The 12,882-nt window shown below is 64.6% G+C and carries 9 protein-coding genes; 6 read left to right on the forward strand and 3 right to left on the reverse strand.

What is annotated here, in order from left to right; translation table 11 throughout:
* Window positions 1-13: 13 nt before the first annotated feature.
* Both LZC94_11780 and LZC94_11785 read right to left on the reverse strand, forming a co-directional pair.
* Window positions 14-799: an acyl-CoA desaturase gene (locus tag LZC94_11780; GenBank protein ID WXB17931.1), complete on the reverse strand. Its 786-nt coding sequence runs from the start codon at window positions 797-799 to the stop codon at window positions 14-16.
* An 80-nt stretch (window positions 800-879) separates the two neighbouring features.
* Entirely contained in the window at window positions 880-3,066 is a 2,187-nt protein-coding gene (locus LZC94_11785; GenBank protein ID WXB17932.1) for a TonB family protein, read from the reverse strand.
* Window positions 3,067-3,300: 234 nt separating this feature from the next.
* Between LZC94_11785 and LZC94_11790 the strand changes: the two genes are divergently transcribed.
* On the forward strand, window positions 3,301-4,470 hold the full coding sequence (locus tag LZC94_11790; protein ID WXB17933.1) for a serine/threonine protein kinase: 1,170 nt from the start codon (window positions 3,301-3,303) through the stop codon (window positions 4,468-4,470).
* A gap of 29 nt (window positions 4,471-4,499) precedes the next feature.
* Window positions 4,500-5,612: a YncE family protein gene (locus LZC94_11795; GenBank protein ID WXB17934.1), complete on the forward strand. Its 1,113-nt coding sequence runs from the start codon at window positions 4,500-4,502 to the stop codon at window positions 5,610-5,612.
* A 111-nt stretch (window positions 5,613-5,723) separates the two neighbouring features.
* Here LZC94_11795 and LZC94_11800 read toward each other — a convergent pair whose 3' ends face one another.
* Complete coding sequence (locus tag LZC94_11800) at window positions 5,724-6,995, reverse strand: hypothetical protein (protein WXB17935.1); 1,272 nt, start codon at window positions 6,993-6,995, stop codon at window positions 5,724-5,726.
* Between the two features lie 456 nt (window positions 6,996-7,451).
* Here LZC94_11800 and LZC94_11805 point away from each other — a divergent pair, with 456 nt between their 5' ends.
* From LZC94_11805 to LZC94_11820, 4 genes are all read left to right on the forward strand, one after another.
* A complete protein-coding gene (locus LZC94_11805) occupies window positions 7,452-8,957 on the forward strand; it encodes a hypothetical protein (GenBank protein WXB17936.1) in 1,506 nt (501 codons plus the stop codon).
* Between the two features lie 99 nt (window positions 8,958-9,056).
* Window positions 9,057-9,506 (forward strand): hypothetical protein, encoded by a 450-nt coding sequence (locus tag LZC94_11810; GenBank protein ID WXB17937.1) that lies wholly within the window; start codon window positions 9,057-9,059, stop codon window positions 9,504-9,506.
* A complete protein-coding gene (locus tag LZC94_11815; GenBank protein ID WXB17938.1) occupies window positions 9,503-11,008 on the forward strand; it encodes a cytochrome c family protein in 1,506 nt (501 codons plus the stop codon). The genes LZC94_11810 and LZC94_11815 overlap by 4 nt, the downstream gene beginning before the upstream one ends.
* 274 nt (window positions 11,009-11,282) lie before the next feature.
* Window positions 11,283-12,875, forward strand: coding sequence for an IS1182 family transposase (locus LZC94_11820; protein ID WXB17939.1), 1,593 nt, complete (start codon window positions 11,283-11,285; stop codon window positions 12,873-12,875).
* Window positions 12,876-12,882: the final 7 nt, after the last annotated feature.

Below are 12,882 nucleotides of genomic sequence, written 5' to 3' on the forward strand. Positions count from 1 at the left end.
CGATTCCCGCGACCTATTCGGCGGGCTCCGCCTCCGAATCGCCTGGCTCCCAGCGGATCATCTGGGGGCCGAGCTTGACGATGCCCAGCTTGGCGAAGATGCGGATCACCACGTAGGCGGGATCGATCTCGAACCAACGGGCCGCGAAGTTGGGGCTCATCGAGAACTTGTGGTGGTTGTTCTGAAAGAGCTCGCCGGCGGTCAGGAAGTCGAAGACCAAGGTGTTCTTCGAGTCGTCGCCGTTGCTGAAGTTGCGGTAGCCGTACTTGTGGCCGCACCAGTTCACGATGGCCCCGTGGATGGGGCCCATGACGAAGTGCGCTGGCAGAAACAGGTACATCCACCAGGCCGTTGCAAAGTGCACGTAAAAGGCGATGTACGCCGCGATCCAGACGAAGCGCATCACCCAGTTCTGGCCCAGCCGGTCGAGCGCCGGCCACTCGGGGTAGCCGCCGAGGAAGCGCGGCTCGGGCTGCACGCGGTCATAGGCGTAGTCGTCGTAGGTGTGCTTGGTCTTCCACATCAAGCTGAACACGTTGCCGTGGTTCGTCGGCGAGTGCGGATCCTTCGGCGTGTCGCTGTACGCGTGGTGCATCCGGTGCAAAATCGCGTAGCCGCGCGGCGAGAGGAAGCTCGAGCCCTGCGTGATGTATGTGCAGAGGTGGAAGAACCGCTCCCAACCCTTGCTCATGGTGAACTGCTTGTGGGCGCCGTACCTGTGCAGAAAAAAGGTCTGGAAAAAGACCGAAGCCTGCCAGTGACCCACGAACAAGACGAGGATGGGAAGGAGTCCGTTCACGATGCCGGCCATCCTAAAGGCCCCGAGCCACGAGGGCCGCCATCCTTACGTCAGCGATTGTCAGATTTTCGTCACGTCCGTCAGTCGAAGTTGAACGTGTAGGTCACGTTGCCGCTGACGCCGCCCGCGGGCTGCGGAAATGTCCAGCTTTGAAAGGCGCCGATCAGGCACTGCTCCAGCCGCGTGCTGTTCGCCGAGGAGTTGGCAACCCCGGCGTTGGTGACCTGACCTTGCGGTCCGATGGTCGCCGACACCACGACTTTTCCGTGCAAATCGCTGCGGTCGAGGCGCGCGCGGTCGTAGCAAACCTGCACCTCCGACGAGTGCGCCCGCACCGTCGCCTTGACACCCCGCGGATCGACCGTGCCAGGCGCCGGGGCCGCAACGGTGGGCGTGGTGGTCGGCGGGGGCGGCTGCCCGGTATTTTGCGGGGGAGGCGGCGTGGTCGCGGTGACGGTCGGCGGCGTATAGGTCGACGTCGGCGGGGAGGTCGGCGGCGGCTGCGTGATCATCGTCGGCGCCGTGGTGGTGGTCGTCCCGCTGCTCCCTCCGTGCCCTTTGTTCGGCAGCCGCGCCCCTGGGTTCCCATGGGCCCCAGCAGGAGGAGATGGAGGGGCGACGCCATCGCGTTCGAGCTGGATGACCACCTGCTTCTCCGCTTCATCGTAAACGACGAGCTCGACCTGGCGCGCATACCCCGGCGCTTCCCCGAGCACGCGGTGCGGGAGCTTGTCGCGGAAGAACCGAGCGCTCGCAGGGTTCGACGAGAGCGGTACGTCATCGACGAAGACGTTGGCGCTGTGCGGGATGACCTCCACCTTGAGCAAGGTGAGCGTATCCTGCGCCGCCCCCGGATCCGCCGCAGCGGTCGGGTGCGCGCCCGTGCCCGATGATGTGCCTGATGATGTGCCTGACGACGTGCCCGTGCCTGGTGATGCGCCTGGCGAGCCGAGCGCACCGGGCGTTCCTGCCGAGGTCGTCGTACCGCCGCCGAGCCCCGGATTGTCGGCCATTTCCTGATGGCTCTTGCGCCACCAGAGCGAGCCCAGCACGGCGCCTGCCACCACCACCGCGGCCAGGCCGATGAGCACCACCGCCTTCGTCTTCGAAACGCCTCCCCCCGCGGGTGCGCCGGGCGATGGCTCGAGCAGGCGAATTTCGGGGGTGGGGACCGCGTTGCTGGCGCCGGCTACAGGCTGCGAGTTGCTGTCGTCGCGGACGGCGTCGGGGTCGACGAAGATGGGGATTTCGCCGGTGTTGGTCGGGTACGTCTCGTTTCGCTTTCGCTCCGCCTCGATGGCCGCCTTGACCTTGGCGCGGCTGTCGGCGAAGAGATCGCTCACGTATTTGCCGATCTCGCGCGAGGAGGGCACGTCGGGCAAGGTGGCGAGGTAGGCCTCGATGGCCTCGCCCAGCTCCTGCGCCGTGCCGAAACGAAGATCGCGGTTTGGGGCGAGGGCGCGCTCGCAGATGGCCACCAAGCCCGTGGGCATCGAGGGATCGATGCTGAGCGGCGAGGGGATCTCACCCGTGGCCAGCCGGTGGAAGATCTCGATGTCGGTGAGACCCTTCCAGAGGCGGGTGCGCGTGGCCGCCTGCCATGTCATCACGCCCAGCGCAAAAATGTCGGCGCGGCGATCGATGCCCTCTTGCCGGAACTGCTCCGGGGCCATGTACGCGCACTTGCCCTTGACCACACCCGTTCGCGTGTGATGCGACGAGTCGGCCGCCTTGGCGATGCCGAAGTCGAGCACCTTGATCTGCCCCGCGTAGGTGACGAAGACGTTGTGCGGCGAAACGTCGCGGTGGACGATGTTGAGCGGCTTGCCGTCGATGTCGGTCAGATCGTGCGCGTAGTGCAGGCCCGAGCACGCGTCGGCGATGATGCGCAAGTGCATGGCCAGCGGCAGGCCGCCGCGCTTGGCCGAGGCCCGGACCACCGCGTCGAGGGTCTGCCCCTCGAGGTACTCCATGGCCATGAAATGGTTCACGCCATCGAAGCCGATCTCGTTGATCTGGACGATGTTGGCGTGATTTAGCCGCGCGGACAGCCGAGCCTCTTCCAGGAACATCTCGAGGAACTCGGGATCGGCCGCGAGGGTGGGCAGAAGACGCTTGATGACCTGCAGCTTGTTGAAGTCCCCCGGACCTCGCACGAGCGCGAGGTACACGCGGCTCATTCCGCCCTGTCCGATTTCCAGAATCGGGCGGTACTTCGACTGAGGTTGGGCGATCCCGTCCGGCAGCGGACCGGGTTGACCCCGCATCGCACTCATAGAGGAGGCCATTGTATCGGGAACCTTGGCGCGATCCAACACGATGTCGTACTTTTTCACCTGTCTTTGAGGAAAAAACGGTGCGAAAATCCAGCAGCCGTACTTTCCATACGGGCCAACGGTCGGATTCGTTCTAAGAATTCATGCGGAGCCCGCGGCCTGGGCCCACCACCGCCACCCATCCAGCGCTTTTCCACGTCGTTGATGCAAACAGGTCACAAACCCATGGGGCAGCATCTGTTCTTCGCGCGTTGCCGGCATTGTGGGTATGCCCATCCGCTCAACGAGGCGGTCTGCAAGCTCACGGGTGAGAAGATCACGCCCACCAAGGGCTTGACCAGCCAGCATCGCAGGGCGGTGGCGCCGGCGGGGAGGTCGATCTCCGGACCCCGGCTCGGGACCCTGCTCGGGCGCATCGTCGGTGGAAAGTACCGCGTGCTCCGGGAGATTGGGCATGGCGGAGCCTCGACGGTCTATGGCTGCCTCGATTGCAAGAGCGGCGTGCATGTAGCCCTCAAAGTGCCCCTCGAAGAGATGGCCGCGAGCGAGACGAACTTGCGGAGATTCTATCAGGAGGCGAAGGTCATTGGCACCATCCGCCACCACAACGTGTGCGCGGTCATCGACACCGGGCAGCTCGAGAACGGTGTCCCGTACATCGTGCTGGAGTTGCTCCGCGGCGAGTCGCTGCAGGTGCGCATCGAGCGAAAGGGCCCTCTCGGTTTCGAGGAGACGTGCGCGATTGGACTGCAGGTCCTGGAGGCGCTCGCGTTCACCCACGAGCTCAAGGTCATCCACCGCGATATCAAGCCGGCCAACGTCTTCTTGTGCGAGGACCAGCAGGTCAAGGTGCTCGATTTCGGCATCTCCCGGTGGCTCTCGCAGGATGCTCCGCAGCTCACACCGGCCGGTCGCATCATGGGCACGCCGGTCTACCTCGCGCCGGAGCAAATGAAGATGGAGCCCATCGACGGCCGCGTCGACATCTACGCCATGGGCATCGTGCTCCAGGAGTGCCTCTTCGGCCGCGCGCCCTTCTCCGCGCAGACCCTGGACGAGCTCTTGCGCGAGATCCTCGAGGTGGGCCCGATCCCCGTGCGCGTCGGCCGGCGCGATGTCCCGAGCGTGCTGGCGTCGGTGCTCGAGCGCGCCGTGCACCGCGATCGCGATCAGCGCTTCGCCACCGCCGCAGAGATGTACAACAGCCTTCGCTTCGCCTGGTCCAGCCTACCCGAGCGTCGGCAGGAGCCGCCGCCCTCCCTCCGGCGCACCTTGCCCGCGAGCCCGCTCCGCAATCCGCCTCCGTTTTCCCTTCGGGTGGTGCCCGGCAACGCGGGGCTCGACTCCGAGGATGACCTGGACGAGGAAGATACCAGCCCGGATTCGCACGTGTAACCCGAGTCCGTTCTGCTAGGTTCAGGGGCGTGCGATTTCCCTCGATCGGAGCGACGATTCGATTTGCGCTGGCCGCATCCACCGTAACCGCAGCATCCGTGCTGGGCGCGGCCTCCGTGCTGGGCGCGGCAGGCTGCGGCGACTCGGGCCCCGTTCAACAAGCGCCTGCGCGCCTCCCCTCGACGGCGCCCATCGAGGCCATCACTTACGACGCGCTCTTCGTCGTCAACGGGGGCGATCACACGATCTCGGTCATCGACACGGAGCAGCGGCGGGTGGCGGGGGTCATTCGCGTGGAGAACGCCCTGTTCCCGCACCATGTGTACTTGAACCGCGCCGGCACCAAGATGCTCGTGGCGGCGCCCGGCATGGATCTCAGCGGCGGACACGTGGGGCACCACGGTGGGTCCAGCCCGCCCGGCGCCGTGTTGCTCTTGGACACGCGCACGGGGGCGACGATCGCATCGCGCACCCTGCCGCTCATGAACCACAACGCCATCTTCTCGCCGGGGGACGAGTCCGAGATTTGGACCACGCAGTTCGATGGCTACGTCTGGGTGCTCGACGCCGTGACCCTGGAGCGAAAGGCCATGATCCGCGTGGAGAACGGCCCCGCCGAGGTCACCTTCTCGCTCGATGGCCGCTATGCGTACGTGGCCAACTCGGAGTCGCGGAGCGTGAGCATCATCGACCCATCGACCAAGACGGTGACCAAGACGATCCCCGTGGGCAACACCCCGGTCGGGGCCTGGCAGGGCTCGAACGGTAAGGCGTACGTCGACAACGAGACCGACGGCACCATCTCGGTCATCGATACGCTCAACCTCAACGTGCTTCAGACCTACCGCCTCGGTTTCACGCCGGGGATGGTCAGCTTCGGACCCGATCAGAACGTGTGGGTCGCCGACACCTACAACGCCAAGGTGGCCATCCGCGACGGGGTCGAGCCGGATCGGGTGGTGGCGAACGTCTCCGCCGGACAAGGCGCCCACGGCATCGTCTTCAACGGCGACAAGAAGACCGCGTACATCTCCAACCAAGACGCCAACACGGTCACCGTGCTCGACATCGGATCGCGCGCCGTGCTCGCGACCATCCCGGTCGGCACGAAGCCGAACGGAATGGTCTGGCGAAAGAAGTAGCGCGCCGTTAGGGGCGCCGCGCCGGTCGAGCGCGGCGGCGTCGCGCGAGCAACCCGAGCCCGGTCGGCACGAAACCGAACGGAATGGTCTGGCGAAAGAAGTAGCGCGCCGTTAGGGGCGCCGCCCTGGTCGAGCGCGGCGGCGTCGCGCGAGCAAACCGATCCCGAAGACGGCGGCGGCGATGCCCGTCGCCGTTTTGGGGGCGGCGCTGGGGATGGTGCGCAGCGCGCAGCCGCCGCCGTCCGACGGCGCGCTCGGGTTGCCGGTCCCCGCGTCGGGTTGAAGGACCTTGGCGCACTCGTCGAGCTGCCCGGGCTTGGCGAAGAGACAAGCCTGGCGGGGCCAGTCGGGGATGCATTTCTCGTTGTAGTCCGAATTGGCCGGACAGCGCGTGAGGGTGGCGCTGATGTCCTCGAGCGCCGTGATCATCGGGGTCCAGTGGGCGCCGTCGTCTTCGGAGTGCGCCACCACGAAGGTGCCTGGCCCTTGGTTGGGATAGCCGCACCCGTACAGCGTTTCATCCGTCCAGCGCAAACAGTTGACTGGGGTCTCCGCCTGCTTCTTGAAGACGTAGCCGATGCCGCTCGCCGGGCGATCGGCCATCCAGACGCCGTCGGCCGAGCCCCCGATGACCACCTTCGAGCCCGTGGGGTGAATGGCGAAGCCGTACATCGATCCCTTGAATTGAATGAGCTCCTTGTACGTGGCAAAGCCATCGTCCGAGACGAGCAAGGTATCTTTGTTGTCCGGGCTGTAAATGCGCGCAAATACCCGGTCCGCGTTGGTGGGATCGACCCCCGACATGTAAATGGCGACCGCGGGCTTTTGCCGGCTCCCAATGCTCGTCTTGGGACCCCAGGTCTTGCCCCGATCCTTGCTGGTCATCACGAATCCGAACCGCTCGCCGTTAGCAAAGTACGATCCGGAGATGTAGAGCCGCTTGGGATCGGAAGGGGCCACGTCGATGGTGGTGACGACGAGCTGCTCCTTGATGTCGTCGCCCGTGGGCTGCCAGGTCACGCCGTTGTCGCGGGTCTCGACGACCTGAATGTGCGTGGACGGCAGCCCCTCTTTGAGCGCCGTGATGGCCACCGCGTTGCGGGGAGTCTTGGCGTCCACCGAAATATCGATGACGTACTGGTCCTTCAAGCCGCCGCCCATGAACGGAAAGGAGCACGCATTGTCGTGGCTCACCGCCAGCCCATAGTACCCCGCGACGGCGTACGAGCCGTCTTCGAACACGCCGACACCCGGATCGAGCCCGTTGCTGAATCCGATGATCGGCTCGCAAATCCAGTGAAACGATTTGCCGTGATCTTCGGACAAGAGGATGCCGAAGGTCGTTCGCTCCAAGATGATGTCGGGGTTTCTTGGATGGACCATAAGCTGATTACCGTACGGATAACGCGAGTTCGCGTGCGCCGTATTCGGGAGCAGCAGAGGGAGCGCCAGCGAGGCTGCGGCGATCGACGTGAGAAGGACCGAGGCCCGCGCCGCGCGAGGCCGTGAAGAGCGTATGCGCATTTCGAAGGTTCCGTGACGATAGGATGAGCCCTCGCCGGAAGCGAGCAGTCAATTTGGGGAATCATTCGTGTAGCATGCTTCACTACCCGGCGCCGCTTTACGAAGAATCGGTTGGTGGCGTATGTCGTCCTTTGCATCCATGTGACGTGGGGGTGCCATCCACCGCATATGGGAAACACGAGAGGCATGAACGGATTGTGTCCGGGCCTCTCTTTGGTCCGGACGAGGCAACATCCACCTTCGGGAACGACCGTCCCGCGAACGACTGAGATCGATTCGTGTGGCGTGCTCACGGGATGTTGGACTAGATGAGGTATGCCGCAGACGCGTTCGCTCTTTTCCTCCTTGGTGATGGCCGGTTTGGTGTCCTTGGGTGCCGTGCCGGCTGCATTCGCGCAGACGACTCCAGGTAGTCCGACAAATCAGCCAAATCCGCAGAGTCCTTCGACCAACCCTCCCGGCGATCATCCCACGCCGCTGCCCGCGCCCGCGCCCTCCAATGGCGGGAATGGGAAAGCCGGAACGAGCTTGGAGGCCCCTATCTCGGGAGAAGCTTCGACGAGCGCGCGTCCGGGCGCACCGACCCCGGTGAATCCGCCGCCGGCCGCGGACGAAGGCGACGATCTGTCGATGACGTTCCACTCCTCGCGTACGACGGACATGCAGCAGTTCGCCGAGGGGAGCATGAACGAGATTCACATCGGCACCGCCAAGCCGCGGTTCGCGCTGAACCTCTTCGGCGACGTCTCGTTCGGCATCGCGAACAGGGACGAAGGAAACGCCAAGTCGGAGCCCGCGTTCGCGGCCGGCGTGTTCGACCTCCTGTTCAACGGCGATCTCGATGGGAAGATCCTCGCCACCAGCGAGGTCACCTTTCAATACGACGCCAGCGCGCCGTTGGCGTCGCTCGAGCGCCTCCATATTCGATGGAAGCCGACCAAATCGTTCTTCGTGGAGGTCGGCCGCTTCCACACCGATATTGGCTATTGGAACGTGGCGTACCACCATGGAAAGTGGCTGCAGCTCACCATCGAGCGCCCGCGCACCATTCTCCTTCACGGCGGCTTGCTCCCCGTGCACTGGATGGGGCTGCAGAGCGGCGTGAGCGCCCCCGTGGGCAAGGCCACCCTCTCGCTGGTCGGCTCCATCGGCAGCTCGCGCGATCCGCTCCCGGACAGCGCGCCGGGCGCCGCGCACAACTCGCACGGCACGGCGTTCACCCCCGTCAACGGCGGCCACGCCAAGCTGGAGCTCGCGGGCCTCGGCCACAGCGATCTTCGCGTGGGCGTGTCGGGCGTGTACACGCGCATCCGCGGTGAAATCTCCGCGCTGCGCGCCGGTCTCCCCGATACACCGATGGATGAGTTCATCGGCAACGCCTACATTGCATTCCCCAGCGTGCCGTTCAACTTCATCGCGGAAGGCTATGTCATCGAGCACCGCGTCTCCTCCGGCGCGCAATCCTCCGGTCTGGCGGGCGCCAAGTGGCGAACCTACGCGGCCTTTGCGGTGGCCGGCTACACCTTCGGCCGCATTACGCCGTACATCAAGGGCGAGTACGTGACGAACAAGAAGAACGTGAGCCAGGCCGACCCCTACTACATCCCGAAGCCGAAGGTCCCCACGCCGCCGGACGTGACCATGGACTTGGTCGAGGGCACGATCGGCGCACGCATCGATACGAGCACGTGGAGCGCGCTCAAGCTCGAATACCGCATCACCGGCGGGATCGGGCAGCGCCGCGAATACGATGAGCTGGACCAAAAGCTCAACAACCCCATCATCCACACGTGGACGGCCAACTGGTCCTTCGGTATCTAGTCCGCATCCCCGAGGATCTCGATCCCGTGGGGTTCTCGGGATCCTCGGGCTCGACTGCACTTGGATTCGTTCGTTGGACGCGGGGGACTGGAGCTTGACGTGGGGCGTGCTGCAATTGGCTCTCTTTTCGGTTCTCTCGTTCTTCTGACGATTTTTGCGGCCTGCGGGGGGGACGACGACCCCCCCGGGAAAAAGTGCGCGGCCACGCAGCCCGCCGACTGCAAGCCGTTGTACGATCCACCTGTGTACTCCACGGTGTTCGAGAAGATCCTGCGCCCGACCTGCGCGTCGGGCACGGGGACGTGCCATACGGGTGACGCGGCCAAGGGCGGTCTGGTGTTCGAAGACGCCGACGTCGCCTACGCCGCGCTGACGGGAACGAGCGGCGGCAAAAAGCGCGTGTCGGCCGACGATATGGCGTGCAGCCTGCTCGTGCAGCGGATCGAGTCGACCGATCCGCTCGTGCGCATGCCGCCGGGCAATACACCGCTCTCGGCGGCCGAGCGGTGCGCCATCGAAAAGTGGATCGCCAACGGAGCCAAGCGATGAAGGTGTTTCAACGGCGGGCCCTCGGCTCGTTGGTCTCGCTCGGGGTGGTTCTCGGCGTCCCGGCCATGGCCGCGAGCTGCTCGAGCAGCTCGTCCAGCGGCCCCGACGATCCGCCCCCAACGCTCGACCGCCAAGCGTTGCTCAACCCGGAGTCGTGCAAGAAGTGCCATGTCAACCACTACGAACAGTGGTCGGGGAGCATGCACGCGTACGCGTCGGAGGACCCTGTGTTTCGCGCGATGAACGCGAAGGGGCAAAGGGAGACCAAGGGGCAGCTCGGCGACTTCTGCGTCAAGTGCCACGCCCCCATGGCCGTCCGCGAAAACGCCACCAAGGACGGTCTCAACCTGGACACCGTGGACAAATCGCTCCACGGCGTGACCTGCTACTTCTGCCACAGCGCCGACAAGATCGAGGGCACGCACAACGCGCAGCTCGGCCTCTCGCAGGATCTGGTGATGCGCGGCTCGTTCGAGGATCCGGTGAAGAACACCGCGCACCGCTCGGGCTTTTCGGTGCTGCACCACCGCGACCGCATCGAGTCGTCCGATCTCTGCGGCTCGTGCCACGACATCGAGACGGGGCACGGCGCCAAGATCGAGCGCACCTACATCGAGTGGAAAGAATCCATCTTTTCGCAACCGCCGATTGGCGCAACCTGCGGCCAGTGCCATATGCCGCAGAGCACGAACAAAGAGCCGATTGCGCAATACGACGGCGTCTTTCAGCGGCGCACGCACGATCACTCGATGGTCGGCGTCGACGTGGCCCTCACCCCCTTTCCGCACAAGAAAGAGCAGCGTGAGCAGATCGACAGCTTCTTGAGCACCACGCTCCAAAGCGCCATTTGCGTCTCCACCGCGGCCGGTGGAGCCGTGCGCATCATCCTCGACAACGTCGGGGTGGGGCACCACTTCCCGAGCGGCTCGTCGCAAGACCGCCGTCTCTGGACCGAGGTCGTCGCCTACCGCGGCGGCCGCAAAATCTACGAGAGCGGCGTGGTGGCCGACAATGTCCCCGCCACGAAGAACCCCGATCCCGACATGTGGATGATGCGCGACTGCATCTTCGACCCCGCCGGCGTCGAAACGCACAACTTCTGGGAGGCCGCGAGCTACGAGGGCAACGCCATGCCTGGCAAGCTCACGTTCAATCCCCTCGACAAGCGTTATTACCAGACGCACGTCATGCAAAAGTACCCGCGCACGGGCGGCATCCTCCCCGAGGTGCCCGACAAGGTCACCCTCCGCGTCCGCCTCCGGCCCATGGACGTCGACGTGCTCGAGGACCTCGTCAACGACAAGGACAAGCTCCTCGACCCCGCCGTCCTCAAAGCGGTGCCCACCTACGATCTCAACGGGACCCTCACCTGGACCCCCGAGACCGCAAAAGACGACTTCATCGACGCCAGCCGTCAGGCCTACAAGTGCATCACCAACACGGCCTTGAACTTCAACATCGAAACCGTCGTCCCCATCGAACGCAAACGCTGCTCTCCCTAAAACGGCGCGCGGAGCTCTCGAACGGGAAGCGTTGACCGCCCAGGCTCCCGAGGTTTCGCCCAAGGCGGCCGGCGCGTGTTCGGAACGAAAAGAGTCGACCGCGAGGGCGCTAGGTGGGACCAAAGGTCTGTCGACCTAGCGCCCCTAGAGCAGCGATCAGTTCGTTTTCTCGACGATTCTCGATCATTTGCGCGAGGGGGATCGACACGGAGATCACGGTGTGATCTTTTCGGTCCCGCGGATGCTGTCGTGCTCCGCGGAGGTGGTGAGGATCATGATTCGTTGGTCTCCGAGTGTATCGATGAGCAAGCGAGAGAAATTTCTCATCGGTCGCATGACGCGCACGGGGAAGCTCTTCGCGTTCCTGCGTACCCACCGCCACGAGCTGTTTGACGACGCCTTCCAGTCGGAGCTCGAGGGGATGTACCGCGAGTCTGGCGAAGGAAAGCAGCCCGTGGCGCCTGCGCTGCTGGCGATGGTCATTTTACTGCAGGCATACACGGGCGCCTCGGACGCGCAGGCGGTTGAACTCTCGATTGTCGATGCTCGATGGCAGATGGTACTCGGGGTGCTCGGCGAGGATGACCCGCCGTTTTCTCAGGGCGCGCTGCCCGCATTCCGCCAGCGGCTCATGGCTCACGATATGGATCGCCGGCTGCTCGAACGCACGATCGAGCTGGCTCGCCGAACGGCGGCATTCGATTGGAAGAAACTTCCGAAACAGCTACGTATCGCGATCGATTCGCGACCGCTGGAGGGGGCCGGCCGCGTCGAGGACACCTTCAACTTGTTGGCGCACGCCGCGCGCAAAGTCCTTGCGTGTGCGGCCCGCTTGGTGGACATGACGCCCGAAGAGATCGCTCGGCATGCGGGCGCTCCACTGCTTCTCGACACGAGTATCAAGGCCGGTCTCGACATCGAATGGAGCGATCCAGCGAAAAAAGCGGCCGCCATCGGGACACTCGTGAAGCAACTCGATGGTCTCGAGCGATGGATTGCGCGCGAACTCGGCGAGGAAGCGGGCGAACCACCGCTCGCTGAACCGCTTGCAACCCTCCGACAATTGCGCGAGCAAGACCTCGAGCCCGAACCGCCCGATAACAAGCCGCGCATTCGCAAGGGCACCGCTGAAGACAGGCGCGTGTCCGTCGAAGACAAGGACATGCGCCATGGGCACAAGAGCAAGGCGAAGCGCTTCAACGGATACAAGGGACACATTGCCTGCGACCTGGATACAAACTTGATCGTCGCATGCGCGATCACGCCTGCCAATCGTCCCGAGGTGGAGGCCTTGCCGAGTCTGCAGGCCGACATCGCGCGCATCCCCCAGCGCAATACGATTGCGCAGCTCTCGATCGATCGCGGCTACATCAACAGCCCTATGGCTTCCGAAGTCTTCGCGCGTGGCGGCGAAGTGCTCTGCAAACCTTGGGTTTCACGCAACGGGACGCTATTTCCGAAGAGCGCCTTCACCATCAACATGCGCTCGCACACGATCACCTGCCCCACCGGGCAAACCAAATCGTTTACCCCCGGTGACTTCGTCGAATTCGACGCCGAAGCGTGCGGCCGGTGCCCACTCCGTGCGAAATGTACATCCGCGGCACCGGGTCGTGGCCGCAAAGTCGCCATCGCACGCGACGAACCCCTGCAGCATCGCCTACGAAAGCTCATGGCCTCGTCCAAAGGGCGCGAACGCTTACGCGAGCGCGTCAAGGTGGAGCACGCTCTTGCGCACCTCTCTCGCAAGCAGGGGTGCCGTGCGCGATACCTTGGAGTCCGAAAAAATGTCTTCGACCTCCGCCGCCACGCAGCCGTCGTCAACCTCGAGGCCATTCACCGGACTGAGAGCGCGATGGCTGCGTAATTGCTGG

The organism is Sorangiineae bacterium MSr11954, assembly GCA_037157815.1.
GTDB lineage: Bacteria > Myxococcota_A > Polyangia > Polyangiales > Polyangiaceae > Pendulispora > Pendulispora albinea.